Here is a 22,608-nt window from a genome sequence, read left to right on the forward strand (position 1 = left end):
AATGGAGAGACCATGGGTTCGAGTTGGGTAGAAATCGCAGCGGCGCGCGAGGGCGCTGAATGACGTTGCGAGACCATGCCATTCGCTACGGCTTCATCGTGCTTTTGTTCGGTTTGATCGCCTATTTCGCGATCGCCGCCGACGGTTTCGTTTCGCCGCAAAGTGCCGTCTTCATCTTCCAGTCGGTCGCCATCACCGGCGTGCTGGCGCTCGGCGTCACCGCCACGCTCGTCGTCGGCGGCTTTGACCTGTCGATCGGCTCGGTTGCCACATCAGCCATGATGGCGGCGGCCTATGTCATGGTGGTGCTGGAGCAGAACGCTCTCGTCGCGGTCGTCGTCTGCCTGCTCATCGGCGCCATTGTCGGCCTCATCAATGGCTGGCTGATCGTCTATATGCGCGTGCCCGATCTCCTGGCGACGCTCGGCATGATGTTCCTGCTGGTCGGCCTGCAGCGCATCCCGACCGAAGGCCGCTCGATCGCCACCGGCATGACCATGCCGGACGGTTCGGTCGCCAATGGCAAGTTCAGCGACGCTTTCCTGGCGCTTGGCCGCCACCGCTTCGATTTCTTCATCCCGAACCTCATTCCGGTGTCGGTGGTGGTGCTGCTCGTGCTCGCCGTGCTGATCTGGTTCTTCCTCGAATACACGCGTTTCGGGCGCATGATGTATGCGGTCGGCAGCAATGAACGTGCCGCCGAACTCGCCGGCGCGCCTGTCAAGGCATACAAGATCTGGGCCTACGTTATTTCAGGAGTTTTTGCCTCGATCGGCGGCATTTTGCTCGCCGCCCGACTTGGACGCGGCGACATCGCCTCGGGTAATAATCTGCTGCTCGACGCTGTCGCCGCGGCGCTCATCGGCTACGCGGTGCTTGGCGCCGCCAAGCCGAACGCCTTCGGCACCGCCGTCGGCGCGCTGTTCGTCGGCATCTTGCTGCAAGGCCTGACGATGATGAACGCGCCTTACTACACGCAGGATTTCGTCAAGGGCGTGGTTCTGGTCGTCGCCCTTGTCTTCACCTTTGCCCTTTCGGGCAGGGGCAGGAGATAGCTTTCGGCCGGATAGGGATTTTGGGTTCAACAAGAGTGGAGGAAACAAGGTGAACATTTCGAGAAGACTTCTGGGGAAGGTGGCACTCGGGCTGGCCGGGGCAACCATGCTGATGCAGTTCCCGGCACTGGCCGCGGACAAGCCGGCGCCTTTCGACAAGCCCGGCGTCAAGATCGCGCTGGTGCGCTATCTCTCGACCGGCGACTTCTTCCAGGCCTATCTCTCGGGCGTCGAGGCGCAGTCGAAGGCACTCGGCATCGACCTGCGCGTGCTCGACAGCCGACAGGACGCTGCCCTTCAATCCGACATGGTCGACCAGGCGATCGCGCTTGGCGTGCAAGGCATCATCATCCAGCACGGCCTGACGGAATCGATGAAGGACGCCGCCCAGCGAGCGGTCGACGCCGGCATCAAGGTGGTGGCTTTCGACGTCAATGTCGAAAACCCCAAGATCCCGCAGGTCGAACAGTCCGACCGCGACCTCGCGCGCCTCGCTCTCGAGCAGGCGGTCAAGGACAATGGCGAGAGCTGGAAGGCCGGCTATGTCTATGTCGCCGGCATCGCGCCGCTCGACCGCCGCAACGAGACCTGGGTCGACGTCAAGAAGAAGCATGCCGGCATCAGCGAAGTCGCGATGTTCGGCACGCTCGACAATCCGATCGCCAACTCCGTCGCCAACCAGGCGCGTTCTGTGCTGTCGGCCCACCCCGACATCAAGGTGATGTTTGCCCCCTATGACGAATTCGCCAAGGGCGTGAAGATCGCCGTCGACGAGGCGGGATTGAACAAGGGCATCAAGATCTACTCGGCCGACATCTCGACGTCGGATATTGCCGCGATGCGTGAGCCCGACAGCGCCTGGGCGGCAACCGCCGCCACCAATCCGGCCGTCGTCGGCCAGGTCTCGGTGCGCGCGCTGGCACAGCTGCTCGCCGGCGAAGACCCCGGCCACAACGTCGTCGTGCCGCCGACGCTGATCACCCAGAAGGACCTCGTCGACAAGGACATCAAGAACATGGAGGACCTCTCGGCCAAGCTGCCGCAGTTCGCCCATGCCGATGTCGCGATGCCGGCCTGGATGCCGAACCCGAACGCCAAGTAGTTTTCGCAAACTTGGAACCGCTAGCCGCCTGCAGCAGCTTGTTGCAGGCGGCTTTTTTGTCGAAGGTCCTGGCACAACCGGCTTGCCGAAAACGCCGGTTTTGCGATGCTGGAAAAATCAGCCGCGAAAGTGTCGGTTCAGGATGGAAGCGCAGGCGGTAGTCGAGGAAAACCTGTCCGGCACTGTCACCGGAAGATTGTTTCGATGCACGCGGGCTACCACGGGCGTCGTGGTGTTGGGTGGATCGAGTGGCCGTGTCGATGTTGGGCGCGCGAGGCTCTTTGCAAACGAGGGTCAGTCAGCCCTGGCGCTGCAATGGTTTGGCGGTGAGGGCCAGGTTCCCGGAATCTGCGAGGTTCCCCTCGAAACGTTCTTTGCCGCAACCGACTGTCTCCTTGAAACAGGTTGCCGTCGCATCGTCTATGTCGGCACATCCAAGGGTGCCGAGGCTTCATTGCTCGCGGCGGTCCACGACCAGCGGATCAACGCCGTGGTCGCTATCGGCCCATCATCCGTGGTTTGGGGAAATATCGGTGCGGGCCGGGATGGCGTCAGCTGGCCTGAACGATCCTCATGGTCGCTCAACGGTATTCCCCTGCCGTTTGTGCCGACAGATCCAGACTGGACACCAGAGCATGTGGATGGCCTGGTCGCTTACAGGGGGCTTTTCGAACGCTGCCTGAAAACCTTTGAGCGGGAGGCAAAAGCGGCAGCCATCCCCGTTGAGACCGCGTCAGCCGAGGTTCTGCTTGTCGCGGGTGGCGACGATGCGCTGTGGCCCTCCCTATCGTTCGCGACAGATATCGCCCGGCGGTGCGGCGAAGCAGGCAAGGTCACGCATCTGGTTTCGTCGCCGGATGCGGGTCACCGCATCCTGTTGCCAGGCGAAAATACACCACGATCCGCATTACATGCGCACGGCGGCAACGACGAGGCCGATTCAGAGCTGGGCAAAAAGGCTTGGGAAGGCATCCGTGAGCTGCTGTGGTAGCAGTTCACGGATGCCTGCATGCCTGTTTCGATCGCTTCCGCCTACCGCATCGCCGCCGCGATGTTGCCGCCGTCGACCGTCGTCACATCGGCGGTGGTGCGATCAGCCAGTGCGTGGTGCAGGAAGGCCTGCGCCACGTCCTGCGCCGTCACTTCCTGGCCGAGCAGATTGCCGGACATGTAGTCCTTCTCCGAGACGCCGCGAGCGCCGGAGCGGCTGGCAATCATGGCGTCGGTCAAAAGACCCGAGCGGATGCGGTCGGCGTTGACGGCGTTCGAACGGATGCCATACGCGCCATAGTCGAGCGCGTACTGCCTGGACAGGAACAGCGTCGCCGCCTTCGGCACGCCATAGGCGCCGAACTTCGGACCGGGATTGACCGCCTGCTTGGAGGTGTTGAACAGAAGGACGCCGCCGGTTCCCTGTTCGAGCATGATGCGCACGGCATTCTGCGCCACCGACTGGTGGGCGAAGAAATTAAGCTCGAAACTCCTGCGCAAAAGCGCATCGTCGAGCTCGCCGATCCGGCCTTCCCGGGCAGCACCGGCATTGGAAACCACGATGTCGACGCCGCCGAAGACGGCGACCGCCTTGTCGAAGGCGGCACGCACCTGTGCCGGGTCGGTGATGTCAGCGGCGAAGCCGATCGAGTTGTTGCCGGCCTTCTTCGCCGCCTCGGCTGCCTTTTCGGCATCGAGATCGACAACAACGGCATGGGCGCCGTTGTCGGCGAACAGCCTGGCCGTCGCCGCACCGATCGCGCCGGCACCGCCGGTGATCAGCACCACCTGGCCGGTCAGCGGCTTCGGCTTGTTGGAAGCGAGCTTGGCCTGTTCCAGCGACCAGTATTCGAGCGGGAACAGGTCGGCCTTGGAGAGCGGATGAAACCGGCCGACCGCCTCGGCGCCGCGCACCGCCTCGATCCACATCTCGCCGACATCCGAAGCGATCTTCGCATCCTTCAGCGTGCGGCCATGGCCGAACATGCCGAGGCCCGGCACTAGCGTCAGGCGCGGCATCTGGTCGAGCATGGTGCGCTTGACGTCGTCGAGCGCATCATTGGTTTCGAAATAGGCGCGGTAGTCCCTGGCGAAGGCTTGGACGTGATCCTTGATCACGGCCTTGTAGTCGCCGACCTTGTCGGCATCGGGCGCCGGCAGTGCCATCGGCCCGGTCTTGATGCGGATCGACAGATCGGGCGTCGACACGCCGCGCCCGGCATAGTCGGCGATCTCAGCTGAATTGATGAAATCGACGATCGCCTCCGAGGTGCGGAAGTCGCTGATCATGCGGTCGAAACGGCCTTCGCCGCGTGCTACGGCCACAGCCCCCCGCAGCGTCGGTGCGATAGCCGCCGGTGTCGCGAGCTTTGCCGGCAATGCTGCCTTTGCCGCTGTCGGCTTGGCATTCCTAGCGACGTACTCCTCGGCGACATTCACATAGTGGATCATCCGGTCGTAGGCCTGCCTGGCGTCGTCGCCGAAGGTGAAGATGCCATGCTTGTCGAGGATCAGGCCCTCGACCGACGGATCGGCGTCAAAGATGTCGGCCGCCGCCTTGGCGAGGTCGAAGCCGGGCATGATGTAGGGCACATAACCCATCCTCGCACCGAACACCGTCTCCACCAGCCGTTTGCTGTCCTCCTGGTCGACGATAGCCAGGATGGCGGTCGAATGCGTGTGGTCGACGAATTTATGCGGCAGGAAGGCATGCAGCAGCGTCTCCACCGAAGGGTTGGGCGAGGACGGGTCGATGAGGTTGGCGCGTTGCAGGGCAACCATGTCCTCGTCGGCCAATCTGTTCAGTGTGCGGGCCTTGAGCAGCGGCTTCAGCTTGACCGCCGGCAGGCCCTGCGGCTCGATGACACCCATGTCCCAGCCGCTGCCCTTGACGCACAGCACGTCCCACTGGTCGCCGACGAGATCGGTCGCCGTCGTCTTGCACGACGTGTTGCCGCCGCCATGCAGGACCAGCCGTGGCTCGCCGCCCAGCAGCCGCGTCGTGTAGACGCGCAGCGCCAGGTCGCGGCCGACACCCTTTTTTGCATAGTCGGCAACGAGTTTTTCGGCTGCGTCGTCGTTCCACAGGTTCTTCATGTTCGCTTCGTCCGGTTGTTGTCTTTGATGGTGAAACAGGAATGCCGCGACGCTTTGATGACAATGCGCCGGCGGCGGAAATATGTGTTTTCCTAGGAGGCCTTTTCTGTCGTGGCAGCCGCGTGATCCAGCAGCCTCTGCGCCATGCGCGCGCCGACCACCAAATGCGTGCAAAGTCCGCCGGCGATCGCCGCAAGCAGCGGTTCGAACTTGCTGTCCTCCTGCACGACCATCAGGCGCCTGGCGATGGCGCGCAGCGAGGCAAGCTCGGCCGAGATCACCCGGCGGTTGTAGCTGCAGTCGAGCACCTTGCCGTCAGCGTCGATGATCTGCCCGGCAATGACGCCGGCAGCACCTCGGCTGCGCAGCTCCGCCATTTCGCCTGATGTCAGCGCACCGCATTTGACCAGATGGCTGTCGGCGTCGACAGCACCGACCGAGTACAGCGCCAAATCGCATTCACCGACGCCCGACAATTGCTCGCGGATCACTGGTTCGGCGCGCAACGCGCGCGCCAGCTCTTCCGTCGACAGCACCAGCGGGGCGTAGAAGTTGAGGCCCTTGGCGTTGAGCCGCCGCGCGATTTCCATCGTGCATTGGTCTGGCCGGTAGGAATAGGGCGCGCCGAGATTGCCGCAGAGCTGCACCACGGTGACATCCTGCAGGTCGGCATAGGACATGATATCGGCGATCATGTAGACGGTGCGGCCCCAGGCGACGCCGATGCGGTCGCCCTTCTTGACCAGTTCGAGAAAGACGCTTGCCGCCAGCACGGCGATTTCCGTCGACGGATCGGCGATATGGTCGTTCTCCGGCGCGATCCAGACGGCGTCGAGGCCTAGCGCATCCTCGAGCTTGCGCGCGAGCACATCGTCGGTGAAAAGCTGGGTCGAGGTCGAGATGTTGACGATGCCGGTCTCGCGCGCCTTGCGCAGATACATGGCGACCGAGGCACGGGAAATGTTAAGCTGGCTCGCCACCTGGTCCTGTCGCAGGCCATGGGCGTAGTAGAGCCAGGCGGCCTTGTGGATGAGCTGTTCTGCCGGTCGGATCGCCATGCCGTCTCCTCGGCTGACATTATTCACGGCCTTCGACAAAAGTCAAACCAGGCCAAGGTATACGATGCCTTTTCATCCGCTGAATCTAGATCATCATTGTGCCAAATGCGCTCTATCGCGGCATCGTTGGTGGTGACGCGGCCCGAGCCTGTGATTAGAACATCTCAAAGAAGAAACTCGGGGAGGACGGGATGGGCAATCCTTACGAACAGGATCTCGACAAGAACGCGGCCAACCACCAGCCGCTGACGCCGCTCACCTATCTGGAGCGCGCGGCAAAGACCTATCCCGACCATGTCGCCATCATCCATGGCCGCCAGCGCATCGACTATCGCACCTTCTGGCGCCGGTCGTTGAAGCTTGGCTCGGCCCTTCAGAAGCGCGGCATCGGCAAGGGCGACACCGTCACCGTCATGCTGTCCAACACGCCGCCGATGCTGGAAGCGCATTTCGGCGTGCCGATGACCAGGGCGGTGCTGCACTCACTCAACACCCGCCTCGATGCCGCCGTCATCGCCTTCCAGCTCGATCATGCCGAGAGCAAGATACTGATCGTCGATCGCGAGTTCTCCAGCGTCGTCAAGCAGGCCCTGGAACTGGCCAAGGTCAAGCCGCTGGTCATCGACTATGACGATCCCGACTACGCCGCCGACGCGCCGTATCCGAAGGGCGAGCGCATAGGCACATCAGACTACGAGGATTTCATCGCAAGCGGCGACGAGGACTTCGCCTGGTCGATGCCCGACGATGAGTGGGACGCCATTTCGCTTAACTACACCTCCGGCACCACTGGCAATCCGAAGGGCGTCGTCTACCACCACCGGGGTGCTGCCCTCATGGCCTACACCAACACCATCCATGCCGGCATGGCCAAGCACGCCGTCTATCTTTGGACGCTGCCGATGTTCCACTGCAATGGCTGGTGCTTTCCATGGACGCTCGCCGTCCAGGCCGGCACCCATGTCTGCCTGCGCTGGGTGCGGCCGAAGCCGATCTACGATGCGATTGCCGACCACGGCGTCACCCATCTGTGCGGCGCGCCGGTCGTCATGTCGGTGCTGATCAATGCGAAGGACGAGGACAAGCGCGAATTCGCGCAGACCGTCACCTTCAACACCGCGGCTGCCCCGCCACCGGAGGCCGTGTTGTCGGGCATGGCCGATGCCGGCTTTGCCGTCACCCATCTCTACGGATTGACCGAAACCTATGGCCCGGCGGTCGTCAACGAATGGCACGGCGCCTGGGACAATCTCGAAAAGGGCGAGCGCAGTGTCAAAAAGGCGCGGCAGGGTGTGCGCTATGCAGCGCTCGAAGGCCTGACCGTCATGGATCCCGAGACAATGCGGACGACGCCGGCGGATGGCGAGACCATCGGCGAGGTCATGTTCCGCGGCAACATCGTCATGAAGGGCTATCTCAAGAACCGCAAGGCGAGCGACGAAGCCTTTGCCGGCGGCTGGTTCCACTCCGGCGATCTCGGCGTCATGCATGCCGACGGCTATATCCAGCTCAAGGACCGTTCCAAGGACATCATCATCTCGGGCGGCGAGAACATCTCCTCGATCGAGGTCGAGGATGCGCTCTACAAGCACCCCTCTGTAGCCTCTTGCGGCGTCGTCGCCAGGGCCGATGACAAATGGGGCGAGGTGCCGGTCGCCTATGTCGAACTGAAGCCGGGCAAGGCGGCGACCGAGGCCGAGATCATCGAGCACTGCCGCGCACTGCTTGCCCGCTTCAAGGTGCCGAAAGCGGTGATCTTCGCCGAAATCCCGAAGACCTCGACCGGCAAGATCCAGAAGTTCCGGCTGCGGGAAATGGCCAAGGTCGCCTGACGTCTCGGGCAGCCCTCTCGCGAAATTATTTTCAATGGTCCGAATCCTCGGGCCGCCTAGTGACGTCTGTTGGATGTCACCAGCTGTCACCAATCGTACGCGTACATCGATTTCGCGTTGACAGGTCGGCCATTTCGATTTACGACTGACGAAAATTGAAATTCGTCAGTCGTAAACAAAGAGACCCATGTCCGAAGCCGCCAACATAGTCGCCGCCGACGTCGCCCGACAGGAAAATGTGACGCGCATTCTCGACTGCGCCGAGCGCCTGTTCCGGCACTACGGTTACGGCAAGACCAATGTCGCCGACATCGCCCGTGAACTCGGCATGTCGCCGGCCAATATCTACCGCTTCTTCGCCACCAAGGTCGAAATCCACCAGGCCGTCTGCGGCAGGATGCTCGGTGCCAGCTACAAGATGGCCTACGAGATTTGCCACCTGCCGATCAGCGCCGAGGAGCGGCTTCGGCGCTACGTACATGCGCAGTACAAGATGACAATGGAGGTCATGCTCGACGAGCAGAAGGTCCATGAAATGGTGATCGTCGCGCTCGAACGCGATTGGGGCGTCATCGACAAGCACGTCGACAGCATCCATGATCTGTTCGCGGAGGTCATCCGCGATGGTATCGAGGCCGGTGAGTTCAGGGAGCAGGATCCGGTGATCGCCTCGCGCTGCTTCGGCGCCGCCACAGTTATCCTATGCCATCCGCAGATGGTGGCGCAGTGTCTGGCCAAGACCAATCGGGCGATGCCCGACGACCTCATCGACTATGCAGTCAAGGCCTTGAAATAGCGCCGCACTCTGGTGCCGGTGTCGACCATTCATCTCCCAGTCGGAGTAGCAAGATGTCTTTGTCCCGTTCCATCCTTCGCAAGCTGCCGGCCGCCGGCCTGATCGTCGCGGCGCTCGGGCTTGCCGGCTGCTCGCAGGAGAAAGCCGAGGTCAAGGACATCATCCGCCCGGTCAAGGTCGTCGAGATCGCCCAGGCGCATGAAACCCGCACGCTCTCCTATTCCGGTTCGGTGCGGGCCCGCACCGAAAGCGCCCTGGCGTTCCGGGTCAACGGTAAGATCACGGAGCGCCTTGTCGACATCGGTCAGCACGTGGCCTCGGGCGATGTGCTCGCCCGCATCGATCCCATCGATTACGACCTTTCGGTCAAAAGCGCTCAGGCAGCGCTCGATGCCGCCGAGCGGCAGGTCGAGACGGTTGAGCTTGCCCGCAAGCGCGCCGAGCAGCTTTTTGCCAAGAATTTTGCACCGAAATCGCAGCTCGAACAGGCGACGCTCAGCTATGACCAGGCGGTCGCCACCCGCGATTCCGCTCGTTCGTCGCTCGACCAGGCCAAGAACCAGGCCGGCTACACCGACCTCAAGGCCGACAGGGAGGGCATCGTCACCGCCGTCAGCGCCGATGTCGGCCAGGTGGTTGGCTCTGGCACGCCGGTTGTCACCGTCGCGGTCGACGGCGAAAAAGAAGTGCTGATCGCGGTTCCGGAAATGGAAATCGCCGAGTTCAAGCCGGGCAAGATCGTAAAGGCGGGCTTCTGGTCCGACGATGCACTCACGCTCGAGGGCAAGGTCCGCGAAGTCGCCGGCAGCGCCGATCCGCAGTCGCGCACCTTTGCCGTTCGCGTCAGCCTGCCCAACGATCCGCGCGTGCTGCTCGGCATGACCGCCAGCATCGAAGCATCGGCGACCAATGAGCGGCAGCTCGTTTCGATCCCGCTGAGCGCGCTGGCCAAGCAAGACAGCCAGTCAATCGTCTGGACCGTCGATCGCGGCGCCGACACCGTCCACGCCCGCCCGGTCAAGGTCGCCAAGTTCGCCGCCGATGGCGTGCGGGTCGCCGAGGGATTGCAGCCCGGCGATGTCGTGGTCGCTGCCGGCACGCAGTTCATGACCGAGAACCTGAAAGTGAAACTTGCCGCCGACACGGTGCTGCAATCTGCTTCCGCGGCCGGCGATGACAGCGACACCAGGCAGGTGCGCTGACGACAGACACCGGCTGCGCGTTCCCGCAGCCGCTGGTTTCCGGGCGGCAAACGCTCGAACCGAGGCGCTCGATTGATGCGACCCCCCGCGCATCAATTTTCGCGTCCCCAACCGCGATGAGTGTTCTCCGCTCGGAGAGCCTTGCCGCCCGGAAGCCACCACCGAACCGCGAACTTGTTGCGCTAGATAGATGGACCTGCATCGATGACCAATTCCACGGACGAGAAGCGGCCCTTCAACCTGTCGCGCTGGGCAATCGGCCATCCCTCCATTGCCCGGTTCCTGTTCGGCCTGATCATTATTGCCGGTGCGCTCGGCCTGATGCGCATGGGCCAGAAGGAAGATCCCGATTTCACCTTCCGGGTGATGGTCGTCCAGGCGATCTGGCCCGGCTCCTCGATCCAGGAGATGGAAGACCAGGTCGTCAACAAGATCGAACGCAAGCTGCAGGAAACGCCGCATCTCGATTTCGTGCGCTCGTTCACGCGCGCCGGTAGCGCCATCATCACGGTCCAGATCAAGGGCGACACCAACGCCGCCGAGGTGGCGGACGCCTTCTATCAGGTGCGCAAGAAGGTCGGCGATATTGCTGGCGATCTGCCGCAAGGCCTGCTCGGCCCGTATTTCAACGATGAATTCGGTGACACCTTCATCACGCTGCATTCGATCAGCGGCGATGGCTTCAGCTATCCCGAGCTGAAGAAGTTCGCCATCCAGGCGCGCGACATGCTTTTGACCACGCCCGGCGTCGAGAAGGCCGCCATCATCGGCGACCAGCCGGAAAAGCTCAATATCGACATCTCCTCCAAGGCGCTCTCCGAACGCGGCCTGACGCTGACCGATCTGCAGAACGCGATCAAGGGACAGAACAATGTCGACGCGGCCGGCTCCGTCGACACCGGCACCAACTCGGTGCGCATTTCGGTCGAGGGCGACGTCAGCAAGGTCGAGGATATCCGCAACCTGCGCTTGCGCGCCGGCGGCCAGGTCACCCGGCTCGGCGACATCGCCACGGTGACGTCGGGGCTGGAAGATCCTTTCCAGCGCAAATACCGCTTCAACGGTCATGACAGCGTGCAGCTTGGCGTCGTCATGGCCAAGGGCTTCAAGGTCACCGATGTCGGCAAGGAGGTCGAGGCAACCTACAAGCGCTTTGAAGAGGCGCTGCCCTATGGCGTTTCGGTCGACCAGATCTCCGACCAGCCGGGTGTCGTCACCGATGCTGTCGCCGAATTCATGCACGCGCTCGGCGAAGCGCTGCTGATCGTGCTCGTCGTCTCGTTCCTGTCGATCGGCTGGCGTTCCGGCCTGGTCATCGCCATCGCGATTCCACTGGTGCTGGCCGCCACTTTCGCCATCATGTACGAACTCGGCATCGACCTGCAGCGCATCTCGCTCGGAGCGCTGATCATCGCGCTCGGCCTGCTCGTCGACGACGCCATGATCGTTGTCGAGATGATGGAGCGCAAGCTGGAGGAGGGGCTGGTCAAGATCGAGGCGGCGAGCTTCGCCTATTCCTCGACCGCCTTCCCGATGCTGACCGGCACGCTCATCACCACCGCCGGCTTCATCCCGGTCGGCTTCGCCGCCTCGACGGCCGGCGAATATGTGCGCACGCTGTTTTATGTCGTCGGCATCGCGTTGATCGTCTCGTGGTTCGTCGCGGTCTATTTCACGCCGTGGCTCGGCTACATGATCCTCAAGCAGCGCAAGCATGCTGGCAGTCATCACGACGTCTTCGATACGCGCTTTTATCGCCGGCTGCGGTCGACCGTCGGCTGGGCCGTGCGCCACCGCATCATCGTGCTCGTCATGACCCTGGTGACCTTCGGCACCAGCCTGTGGGCGTTCCAGTTCATCCCGCAGAACTTCTTCCCGCAATCGTCGCGGCCGGAAATCCTCGTCGATCTCTGGCTGCCGGAGGGCACCAGCATCAAGGAAGTCGAGGTGCAGGCCAAGGCGCTTGAAGCCAAGATGATGGACGACAAGGACAAGCGCTTCATCGCCACCTATATCGGCGAAGGCGCGCCGCGCTTCTTCCTGCCGCTCGACCAGCAGCTGAGCAATCCGAACTTCGCCCAACTTCTGGTGATGGCCAATGACGAGCCGGCCCGCGAACGGCTGATCGTTAAGCTGCGCACCGTCCTGGCCGAGGACTTCCCGTCGATCCGCGCCAAGGTCGACCGCCTGTTCCTCGGCCCGCCGACCGGCTGGCCGGTGCAGATGCGTGTCATGGGCCCGGACCGCCAGGAGGTGCGCCGCATCGCGGACCAGGTGAAGGCCAAGTTCCGCGAAGATCCGCTGCTTGGCGCCGTCCATGACGATTGGCTCGAGCCGGTGCCGGCGATGAAGCTGGTCATCGACCAGGATCGCGCCCGTGCGCTTGGCGTGACCTCGCAGCGCATCCGCCAGATGCTGCAGGCGACCATGTCCGGCGCGCCGCTCGACGATTTCCGAGACGGCGAGGAGACGGTCTCCATCGTCGCCCGCGAACCGGATGCCAGCCGCAGCCTGCTGTCTTCGGTCGACTCCGTCTATATCCCGACCGATTTCGGCGGCTTCGTGCCTCTGTCGCAGGTCGCAAAGGTGGTGCCGGTGCTGGAGCAAGGCATCGAATGGCGGCGTAACCGCTTGCCGACCATCAGCGTGCGGGCAACGCTGCCCGACGGCGTGCAGTCCAACGACGTCGTCACCAAGTTGTACAAGGACATGCAGGGTCTGCGCGATGGGCTGGCACCTGGCTACAAGATCGAGATCCAGGGCGGTGCCGAGGATTCGGCCGAAAGCCAGGCTTCGATCGCCGCCAAGGCGCCGATCATGCTGGCCATCATCGTCGTGCTCTTGATGATCCAGCTGCAGAATTTCGGCAAGGCGATGCTGGTGCTGGCGACCGGCCCGCTCGGCATCATCGGTGCTGCCTCGGCCCTTCTGATCAGCGGCGCGCCGTTCGGCTTCGTCGCCATCCTCGGCGTCATCGCGCTGCTTGGCATCATCATGCGCAACTCGATCATTCTGGTCGACCAGATCGACCAGGACATAGCTGCGGGCATGGAGCGATCCGAAGCGATCATCGGCTCGGCCGTGCGCCGTTTCCGGCCGATCACGCTGACCGCTTTGACGGCGGTGCTGGCGCTGATCCCGATCTCACGGGCCGTCTTCTGGGGGCCGCTCGCCTACGCCATGATGGGCGGCATCCTGGTTGCCACCGTGCTGACCATCCTGGTGCTGCCGGCGGGCTACGCCCTGTTCTTCGGCAAGGAACTCAAGAAGCGCGGGGCGGAGGGGCGGATCGACGATCTGGACCTGATCCCGGAAGCCGAGAGGCCACAACTGGCGCTGGCTGCCGAATAGATCGACTACGCCAGTTGAAAAGGATCGGGCGCGCCGAAGCGCGCCCGATCCTTTTCATTTCCGAGGTCAGATGACGAAATACCAGTTGGCGAGCAGCATCACCACCACGCCGGCGACCAGTGTCAGGTAGGGCAGCATGCCCGCCTTCTTGACCGCCAGATCGGACGAACTCATGCCGAGGTCGGCCAGCATATGGTCGGGGAACTTGCCGCCGTCCTGGATGTAGTGGCGGAAACAGAACACCGGGATGATCAAGGCCGCGGTGATTAGTCCGGCCCACAGTGCCATCGGGTTCCAGACCTTGGCGCCGGCGCCCATGAAGATCGCGTTGACATAGGCGAAGATGGCGCCGACCCCGAGCAGCCAGCTCGGCGCCTTCCATGGCCGCGCGATGTGGCCGTTGTCGATGCGATGGATCCAGCCCGCGTTGAGGTTGAGGAAGTTGAAGATGATGTAGCCGCAGTTCGACACGGCGAGGATGAAGAAGAAGCTCGTCGCGTCGGCCGAAGCGATGGCCAGCACGATCAGGTTGAAGCAAAGGTCGGTCCACATGGCCCGTGTCGGTGCGCCATGCTCGTTGACGTGGCTGAGATAGCGCGGCAGCCAGCCGTCGACCGAGCCCTGGTAGAGCGTGCGCGAAGAACCCGCCATCGCCGTCATGATGCACAGCACCAGAGCCAGGATCATCAGCATCACCAGTAGGCTGTGGATCAGCGCTCCGCCACCGACCATGCCGGCCAGCGCATCGGCGACACCGGAGCCGTCGACGATCGGGGTGGCCAGCATTCCGTTCAAGCCGAGCACGCCCTGGAAGGTGAACGGCACCAGGATGAACAGCAGCATGCAGAGCAGGCCGGAATAGAAGATGGCCTTGAACGTGTCGGTGCCGGGGTTCTTGAATTCGGAGGTGTAGCAGACGGCGGTCTCGAAACCGTAGGTCGACCAGGCGGCGATGAACATGCCGCCGAGCACGAGCGTCCAGCCGGCGATGTTCCAGGCGCCGGGCTCCGGCGCGTAGGCGGCCGCCAGCGGCACCAGCGGCGAAAAATTCGCCCAGTTGATCTGGCCGGTGAAAATCGGCACGACGCCGACGATCAGCATCGGGATGATGACCAGCAGGCCGATATATTTCTGCACATTGGCGGTGCCCAGAATGCCGCGATGCTGGATCGAGAAGATGATCAGCATCAGCACCGCGCCGATGAAGAAGGTGGCATTTAAGGTAAAGGAGACCGGGCCGAGCGTGTGGCTGTACAGCGTCCAGTTGCGGATCGCCGGCGTTGCGGCAGCGGTCACCGCCGTGATCGCGTCGGCGGCACTGGTGCCGGCATGGGCCGCGATATAGGCGACGACATCGGGCGAGGTTTCGGTGAACAGCGGCACCGGCGCCAGCGCGTTGAGGATATAGGCGGCAGCGATCGAGCAGCCGAGCGACAGCACTGGCGACCAGGCGAACCAGTTGCACCACACCGACAGCGGCGCGATGAACTTGGAATAGCGCAGCCAGGCGGTGGCGCCATAGATCGAGGCGCCGCCCGATTTGTTCGGGAACAGGCCGGCGATCTCGGCATAGGTGAAGGATTGCAGGAAGCCCATGATCATGGAGGCGATCCAGATCGCGAAGGCCAGCGTGCCGGTCGTGCCGGCAATGCCGCCGATCGAAAACAGGACAAGGGCAGGGACTCCGCTGGCCACCCAGAAGGCGCCGCGCCAGTCGATATTCCGGTGCAGCTTGCTCTCGGCAAGCGGCTCCAGCGTAGTGCTTATCGTGCTCATGTGTGTGGGTTCCCCTTTTTTGATGTTCCCCGTCCGTGACGGCCGCGACTTCGCGAGGCTTCGTCATCGACGCATGCATTGAGCGGCTGCCGGTGTTTCCACTCAGTCGCATTTTTTTCTTAGCAGTGAAGATTGATCCGGCGCGCTTTCACGTCAAGCGTTTTGTGAAACCATGCACATCACGCTTGCGAAACATGTCAGCTTCGCACTGCTGCGGGCGGGATTGTTCGAAAGAAGGACCAGGGCCTGAAATGAAAAACCCGCCTGAAGCGGGTCGCGGCGCAAATCAGCACCATGCCCAAATCGACAGCACAACTGCCGGCACTTGTCGATCGGGTAGTGTCTCTCAGTTTGAAATGACGACGACTAGTCGCCATTTCCAAGCAGGGATCGCACGTAGCGCGAACGTCGACCATTCCAACCGCAAAGCTTGCAGCGAGTTCCGTCGAACTCGTGGTGGCAGTTTTCATATCCATAGATAACGTGAGCGCACTCGGGACAAAGAAATGCCATTGCGGAGGACGAAGCACGATAATTGCTGCGGCACTCGTCGCAGCGCTTCCACTCCCCATCGCTAGCTTCCTGCGTCGGCATTAGCGTTGACCATTCCCTTTTTGTAAGGGCCGCGCTTGCCTGGCTTCGCGCAACTGCGTCCACTTTCTCGCAAAGGTCTTCCGTCGACCAGAGCGTCTTAGACACGCCGACGTCCGGGAATGTCTCAGTTTGAATTTTCCCCTAGCTTTCTCAAGAACCAGCTGGCTGCGATCACTGTCCCGAATCCCAATGCGGCTACGACGGCAGCGAAAGACGTCATGCCAATCGTCATGTAGGCGAATGCTCCAATCGCAAAGCCGAGTGTTCTAACCCAATTGGGCAACGATTGGCCTAGGTGATTTTCAAGGATGATTTCACAGCCGAATAAAACGCCAAATTGAAAGACAAACAGCCAGAATAGAACTGCAAAGAACCCAAAGTTTCTCGCAAAATAGAGTCGTTCAAGGCCATACGGGATGGCGACTGCTACAAAAGACAAGATCAGAAAAAACATCTAACTGAATTAGCATGACGAAACAATATGTCCAATGCCGCCCTATTCTCCAAGACGCCTTTTGCAAGGGTCGCGTCTCGGCTTCCTTCAACTGACCCACAACCTCCAACCACGGCGATCGCTCTGACTGCCCGGCGCAGCTTTCAATGTCTTGCGAGTGAAGCGCGGTCAGGAGCGGGGTTTGGTCTTCTGCGGATCGTAATGGGCAAAGGCGACGACCCGCGCCGGCAGCCGTTTGGCATGGCCGTCGAGCTTGCCGATCTCGACCTCGGTGCCGATCGCAGCGTGGGTGACGTCGAGCCGCGCCAGCGCGATATTCTTGTTCAGCACCGGCGAGCGCATGCCTGACGTGACCACGCCGATCTGGGCGCGGCCGACATGCACGCAATCGCCATGGCCGACATCGACATTGGCGTCGATGTCGAGGCCGACCAGTTTTGTCTGCGGGTTGTCCTTGCGCCGGATCAGCGCCTCGCGGCCGATGAAATCGTCGGTCTTGCTCTTCAACGGCACGGTGAAGCCGATGCCGGCCTCGAACGGGTCGGTCTGGTCCGAAAATTCGTAGCCGGCGAAGATCAGTCCGGCCTCGATGCGCACCATGTCGAGCGCCTGCAGCCCCATCGGCTTCAGCCCGTGCGGCTGGCCGGCCTCCCAGATCGCATCGAACACTTTTTCGGCGTCACGCGGATGGCACCAGATCTCGTAGCCAAGCTCGCCGGTGTAGCCGGTGCGCGAGACGACGACCGGGATGCCGTTGCCGCCACCGATGCGGGCGACGGCGAAACGGAACCATTCGAGCTCCTCGATCGACGGCTGTAGCGGTGAGGTCCAGATCACCTCCCTCAGGATGTCGCGGCTCTTCGGGCCCTGCACGGCGATATTGTGCATCTGGTCGGTCGACGAGCGCACCAGCACGTTGAGGCCGAGCTTTTTCGCCGTTTCGCGCAACCATTCGCCGGACAGATCGTCGCCGCCGACCCAGCGGAAATTGTCCTTGCCGAGCCGCAACAGCGTGCCGTCGTCGATCATACCGCCATGCTCGTAGCACATGGCGGAATAGACGACCTGGCCGACGCCAAGCTTCTTGACGTCGCGGGTCAGGGTGTATTGCAGCAGCGCCTCCGAGTCCGGCCCGGTGACCTCGAACTTGCGCAGCGGCGACAGGTCCATGATCACGGCATCCTGCCGGCAGGCCCAGTATTCGTCGATGGGGCCTTGCCTGGCGAAGGAATTGGCCAGCCAGTAGCCCCTGTACTCGACGAAGTTGCGGGTGTGCTTGGCAAAGCTCGAATGAAAGGAGGTCTCGCGGGTCATTTTCGGTTCCGAATCAGGCGTCATGCGTCTGGCGATCGCTCGCGAAAATTTGTGCTGGCCGGAATAGGTGCGCACATGGATGTCGGTCAGGTTCCAGCCATTGGCCGGCGTCGTGTCGTCGGGGCAGGCCGAGGAAACGCAGACGATGTCGGTCAGCGCCTTGAGCAGCACATAGTCGCCCGGCCGCGACCACGGCTCGTCCGACACCATGACGCCATGCGCGTCGATCGCCGTATTGAAGAAGAAGTTGATCGCCATCCAGCCGGCACGTGGCGTGACGCCCTTATCCGACAGCGCGCGATTGAAATTCTCGGAGCAGTTGGTGTGGCCGGGATAGCCGATGTCGTCGTAGTATTTGGCCGCGCAGGCGAGCGCGAAGGCATCGTGCCGGCCGCACGTGTCCTGCACCACCTCGACCAGCGGCTCCATGTCCTGATCGTAGTATTTCGAATGCAGGCCAGGCATCGGATAGCTCGCGCCCATCAAGGTGCGGGTCGTCGTCACGTCGAGCGGATGGTCGCGACCCTTGTCCAGCTTGCGTGCCGAAAAGCACTGGAAGTCGGTGCATTGGCGCCCGTCGACGTCGATGATCTGCAGATAGTCGCCGGCCTTGACGAAGTAGGATTCCGCCGTCGCCGAGTGGACGCGCAGGTCGAGCACCGGCTCGGCGAGCGGGTCGGCCAATTGCGATTTCGCCGCCGGACGGATCGTGGCGCGCCGGACGATAACGCCGAGCGGCGTCGCCGTGTCGTGGCCATCGACCAGCATCGGCCCGCCGGGCGCGGCGATGACCATCGCGCCGTCGCGCACGACATTGAAACCCTGCTCGGTGCCGGCCGGCGTAGCGCCGCCGAAAACACGCACTGCCTTGGCCTGATCCAACTGCACCTGCCGCCGCGCAAGCCCGCGCCGCAACGCGCCAAGACTGTCGTCACCCTCGGCCAAAAGCGCCTTGATGCCGGCAGCATTGCTGTTCGATGTTTCGCCGAAAATGCCGGGGTCGGTCACGCCGCTCCTGTCCCACGCCAGCAGCTCGCATGCCTGGCCGCCTTCGACATTGCGAACCGTCAGGGTATCGCCGGCTTCGACTTCGATGAGAACGGCGCCGTTGCCCTGGATGGTATAGCGCTCCATGCCCGGCGGCAGCGCGATCTGGCCGGGCCTCAGGATGAGGCTCGGCCGTGGTGGTCCGGCAGCGACGGCAGGGTAGGGCGACTGGCTCATCTCAGCCTTGCGTTTCGAGACATCGGTTCGAGAAACAAGTTTGCCTGTACGTGAAATTATTTTAGCAGGAAGAATAGGCAGCAAGGCCGGATTTGGCAAGCGAAGGTGGCCTTTCTTGTCTGTTCCGCGCTACGCCAACTCCTCCGAATGCGCGATCGTCACGCCGTACTCAGCCGCCGCGTCGAGCATAGTGTGCCACAGGCTTCCGGCGAAGGTCGCAAACACCAGCAGGTTGAACACGGCCTGCCCATCCGGCCGATCGCCGCCGCGCCAGAGCGTGACGCTGGTGTGATCGATCGAAGTTGCGGCGGCAGCGCCAATCGGGAATGCCGACGGGTGCAGGTCAATCGACGACAACTTGGCCAGCATGGTGCGGGCCCTGGCCCCGGAAATGCTGACCAGGGCGCGCGCATGCGACTGGTCGGACAGGGAGGCAGGGCCGGACAATGCCGGCGCCAGCGTGTCCATCGTGTGCTTGCCGCCCTTCGACAGGATGAAGAACTGATCCGGCCCGGACCAGATCAGCGTGGCGTCCTGGCTTTGCACCGCCTTCGGCGCATTGGGAGCCGCCACGCCGAAACGGCCGTTGGCCGCCCGCGCCAGTTCGGCCGCTTTTCCGCGCCGCGCCATCACCTGGATCAGGTCGAAATTGCGGATTTCCGTCAGCGAGACGCCGGCCTCGATGCCGCGTGCGCCATGCGCGCCGGTGACAAGCGCATGATCGAGCGGACTGCGGGAAGCCCAGGAAAACTCAGCCACGCTGGCGCCCTCCATCCGGATCGTAGAAGACGGGATTGCACAGTTCGACGTCGTAGTCCTCACCGCGCAGCGGATCGTGTGCACGGACGATCTCGCCGACGCGTTCGCGGCCGCGCTCGACCAGGCCGAGCCCGATCCATTGGTCTGCTGTCGGCGAGAAGCAGACCGAGGTGACATAGCCCTGGTCGTTGCCCGGGCCAGGTGTCTGCCCCTTCGGAATGATATGCGCGCCGGAGCGCAGCCTGCGCGCCTTGTCGACCGGCTTGATGCCGACCACGACCTGACGGTCCGGTGCAACCAGCACCTCGCGCCCGGCCATGACGCGGCCAATGAAATCCTTTTTGGTCGACATCATCTTGCCGAGACCAAGATCCGCCGCCGTCGTCGTACCGCTCAGTTCCGGTCCGGCGATGTGACCCTTTTCAACCCGCATAACGCCGAGCGCCTCGGTGCCGTAAGGCGTGACGCCGAATGGCGCGCCGGCCAGCATCAGATTGCGCGCCATGGCATCGCCAAAGCGTGCCGGCACCGAAATCTCGAACGCCATCTCGCCGGAGAACGAGATGCGGAACAGCCGCGCCTTGATGCCGCCGCGCAAGCGGACTTCGCGCGCGCCCATGAACGGGAAACCTTCATTGGAAAGGTCTTCCGCCGGATCGACAATCTCCTTGAGCAGGTCACGGGTCTTCGGCCCGGCGATCGAGAACTGTGCCCACTGGTCCGAGACCGAAGTCAGTTGCACGTCGAATTCGCTGAACAGCACCTGCCGGCAGAATTCGAGATGCTGCATCACCAGTCCGGCCTTGGCCGTCGTGGTGGTCAGGAAATAATGATCCTCGGCCAGCCGCGACGTGGTGCCGTCGTCATAGACCATACCGTCCTCGCGCAGCATCAGCCCGTAGCGGGCCTTGCCGACGGCGAGATTGGAGAAGGTGTTGATATAGACCCGGTCGAGGAAGGCGCCGGCATCCGGGCCGTGCACGTCGATCTTGCCGAGCGTCGAGACATCGCAGAAGCCGACGCCGCCGCGCACCGCCTTGACCTCGCGGGTTACCGATTCCAGCCAGTCCTTCTCGCCGGCGCGCGGATACCATTGCGCGCGCTTCCACAGTCCGGTGTCGACGAAGACAGCGCCCTGTTCGGCGGCCCAGTGATGCGACGGCGTCAGCCGCGTCGCATGGAACGTCTCGTCGCGATGATGGCCGGCAAAGGCGCCGATGGCGACGGGCACGTAAGGAGGACGGTAGATCGTCGTGCCGGTCTCGGGAATGGACCGGCCGCTGACCGCAGCCATGATGGCGAGACCGGCGACATTGGAGGTCTTGCCCTGGTCGGTCGCCATGCCGAGCGTCGTGTAGCGCTTCAGATGCTCGACCGATTCAAAGCCTTCGCGCTGCGCCAGTTCGATGTCGGAGGCGGTGACGTCGTGCTGGTAATCGACGAAGGCCTTGCCCTTGCCGGCAACGTGCCAGAGCGGCGTGAGCGAGAACGCCTCGTCGTCGGCGACAGGGGCCGTGCCTGCCTTGCCGCTGTGCCCGGTGTCATGCGCGGCTGCGCTACCCGCGGCAAAGCCTTGAGCCAGGCAGGCGCCGAGCCCGAAGGCGCCGTTGGCGGCGCCCACGGCCACCATTCCGGGAGGCGCGCCATCCGGCACGAAGGCGGCGATGTCATCCAGCCATTTCGGCCGGCCGCGATGATAGGAGGTCAGCCCGACAGCCGGGTTCCAGCCGCCGGAAACGGCAAGCCCGTCGGCTTCGACCTCGGCGCGCGCGCCACCGGTGAGTGACACAGCGATCTTTTTGACGCCATCCTTGCCGCCATCGACCCCACTGACCGAACCGTGCAGCACCGGGAAGCCACCCTTGGACGCCAGCGAACGATGGGCGGGCGATACGTCAGGCCGCGCGTCGATGACCGCCGCGATCTGCAACCCGGCGCCGAGTGCGATCTCGACCGTGCGCCAGCCATTCTCATTGTTGGTGAACAGCGCGATGCGTTTGGCCGGCGTTGCCGCATAGCGCGCCACATAGGTGCGCATGGCGGAGGCCATCATCACGCCAGGCGTGTCGTTGCCGGCAAAGACGATCGGCCGTTCGATGGCGCCGGCCGCGACCACGCAGCGGCTGGCCACGATCCGCCACAGCCGCTGGCGCACCTGGTGCTCCGGCGGCGAGGGCAGATGGTCGTTGACCCGCTCGATGGCGCCATAGGTGCCGCCGTCATAGACCCCGAACAGCGTCGTGCGTGTCATGATGCGGACGTCTGGCAGGGTAGCGAGCTCAGCCAGCGTCCGCGAAAGCCATTCGGCTGCCGGCAGGCCATCGATCGTGCCGCTATCCGACAAAAGGCGCCCGCCCGGCGAAAAATCCTCCTCGCACAGGATGACACGGCCCCCCGAGCGTCCGGCTGCCAAGGCCGCGGCCAGTCCGGCCGGGCCCGAGCCGGCGATCAGCACATCGCAATGGGCCCACGCTTTGTCATAATGGTCGGGATCGGCTACGCCCGCGGCGCGGCCAAGTCCGGCGGCACGGCGGATCGCCGGTTCGTAGATCGCTTCCCAGAATTTCGCCGGCCACATGAAGGTCTTGTAGTAGAAGCCGGCGACGAAGATCGGCGCGAACAGCTGGTTGACCGACATCGCATCGTGGCGCAGCGATGGCCAGCGGTTCTGGCTGGCGGCCTCTAGCCCTTCATAGAGCTCGGCCGTGGTCGCCTTGGTGTTCGGTTCGCGCCGCGCACCGGTGCGCAATTCGACCAGCGCGTTCGGCTCTTCCGAGCCAGCGGTGAGGATGCCGCGCGGGCGATGATATTTGAACGAGCGGCCGACCAGCTTGACGCCATTGGCGATCAGCGCCGAGGCGAGCGTGTCGCCCTGGAAGCCTGAGAAAATCTTGCCGTCGAAACGAAAATTCAGCGGCGCAGAGCGGTCGATGAGGCCGCCGGACGTGAGGCGATGGGATTGGCTGAACGTCACGAGTGCCGGCCTTCCGTGAGTTCGATGAAA

General features: G+C 63.2%; 14 protein-coding genes. 7 read left to right on the forward strand and 7 right to left on the reverse strand.

From position 1 onward, the window contains the following. Window positions 1-59 precede the first annotated feature (59 nt). The 3 genes from AC1DYW_RS09320 to AC1DYW_RS09330 all read left to right on the forward strand — a co-directional run bounded on the left by AC1DYW_RS09320 (window position 60) and on the right by AC1DYW_RS09330 (window position 3,148). The gene (locus tag AC1DYW_RS09320; RefSeq protein ID WP_095088174.1) at window positions 60-1,055 is read left to right on the forward strand and encodes an ABC transporter permease; all 996 of its coding nucleotides are present in this window, start codon (window positions 60-62) and stop codon (window positions 1,053-1,055) included. Between the two features lie 49 nt (window positions 1,056-1,104). Beyond that, window positions 1,105-2,157, forward strand: coding sequence for a substrate-binding domain-containing protein (locus AC1DYW_RS09325; protein ID WP_477225935.1), 1,053 nt, complete (start codon window positions 1,105-1,107; stop codon window positions 2,155-2,157). A 142-nt stretch (window positions 2,158-2,299) separates the two neighbouring features. After that, window positions 2,300-3,148, forward strand: coding sequence for an acyl-CoA thioester hydrolase/BAAT C-terminal domain-containing protein (locus tag AC1DYW_RS09330; protein WP_457150318.1), 849 nt, complete (start codon window positions 2,300-2,302; stop codon window positions 3,146-3,148). A 41-nt stretch (window positions 3,149-3,189) separates the two neighbouring features. On the opposite strand, the gene AC1DYW_RS09335 is transcribed toward AC1DYW_RS09330, so the two are convergent. After that, window positions 3,190-5,244: a bifunctional aldolase/short-chain dehydrogenase gene (locus AC1DYW_RS09335; RefSeq protein WP_477225936.1), complete on the reverse strand. Its 2,055-nt coding sequence runs from the start codon at window positions 5,242-5,244 to the stop codon at window positions 3,190-3,192. Window positions 5,245-5,336: 92 nt separating this feature from the next. After that, window positions 5,337-6,302, reverse strand: a complete 966-nt coding sequence (locus tag AC1DYW_RS09340) for a sugar-binding transcriptional regulator (RefSeq protein WP_457150319.1) — start codon at window positions 6,300-6,302, stop codon at window positions 5,337-5,339. Window positions 6,303-6,493: 191 nt separating this feature from the next. Between AC1DYW_RS09340 and AC1DYW_RS09345 the strand changes: the two genes are divergently transcribed. The 4 genes from AC1DYW_RS09345 (at window position 6,494) to AC1DYW_RS09360 (ending at window position 13,483) form a co-directional block, all read left to right on the forward strand. Next, entirely contained in the window at window positions 6,494-8,134 is a 1,641-nt protein-coding gene (locus tag AC1DYW_RS09345; RefSeq protein ID WP_477225937.1) for an acyl-CoA synthetase, read from the forward strand. A 187-nt stretch (window positions 8,135-8,321) separates the two neighbouring features. Beyond that, the gene (locus AC1DYW_RS09350) at window positions 8,322-8,930 is read left to right on the forward strand and encodes a TetR/AcrR family transcriptional regulator (protein WP_457150321.1); all 609 of its coding nucleotides are present in this window, start codon (window positions 8,322-8,324) and stop codon (window positions 8,928-8,930) included. Between the two features lie 53 nt (window positions 8,931-8,983). Further along, entirely contained in the window at window positions 8,984-10,132 is a 1,149-nt protein-coding gene (locus AC1DYW_RS09355; RefSeq protein ID WP_477225938.1) for an efflux RND transporter periplasmic adaptor subunit, read from the forward strand. A 204-nt stretch (window positions 10,133-10,336) separates the two neighbouring features. Further along, window positions 10,337-13,483 (forward strand): efflux RND transporter permease subunit, encoded by a 3,147-nt coding sequence (locus AC1DYW_RS09360; protein WP_477225939.1) that lies wholly within the window; start codon window positions 10,337-10,339, stop codon window positions 13,481-13,483. Window positions 13,484-13,549: 66 nt separating this feature from the next. On the opposite strand, the gene AC1DYW_RS09365 is transcribed toward AC1DYW_RS09360, so the two are convergent. The 5 genes from AC1DYW_RS09365 to AC1DYW_RS09385 form a co-directional block, all read right to left on the reverse strand. Further along, complete coding sequence (locus AC1DYW_RS09365; protein WP_477225940.1) at window positions 13,550-15,259, reverse strand: APC family permease; 1,710 nt, start codon at window positions 15,257-15,259, stop codon at window positions 13,550-13,552. Between the two features lie 718 nt (window positions 15,260-15,977). After that, window positions 15,978-16,307 (reverse strand): hypothetical protein, encoded by a 330-nt coding sequence (locus tag AC1DYW_RS09370; protein ID WP_457150325.1) that lies wholly within the window; start codon window positions 16,305-16,307, stop codon window positions 15,978-15,980. Window positions 16,308-16,475: 168 nt separating this feature from the next. Further along, the gene (locus AC1DYW_RS09375; RefSeq protein ID WP_477225941.1) at window positions 16,476-18,845 is read right to left on the reverse strand and encodes a DUF1989 domain-containing protein; all 2,370 of its coding nucleotides are present in this window, start codon (window positions 18,843-18,845) and stop codon (window positions 16,476-16,478) included. Between the two features lie 129 nt (window positions 18,846-18,974). Beyond that, on the reverse strand, window positions 18,975-19,604 hold the full coding sequence (locus AC1DYW_RS09380) for a sarcosine oxidase subunit gamma (protein WP_477225942.1): 630 nt from the start codon (window positions 19,602-19,604) through the stop codon (window positions 18,975-18,977). Continuing rightward, window positions 19,597-22,578: a sarcosine oxidase subunit alpha gene (locus AC1DYW_RS09385; RefSeq protein WP_477225943.1), complete on the reverse strand. Its 2,982-nt coding sequence runs from the start codon at window positions 22,576-22,578 to the stop codon at window positions 19,597-19,599. Before AC1DYW_RS09385 ends, AC1DYW_RS09380 begins: the two co-directional genes overlap by 8 nt. Between the last annotated feature and the right edge of the window lie 30 nt (window positions 22,579-22,608).

It is taken from the genome of Mesorhizobium sp. P2_D5, from assembly GCF_056404355.1.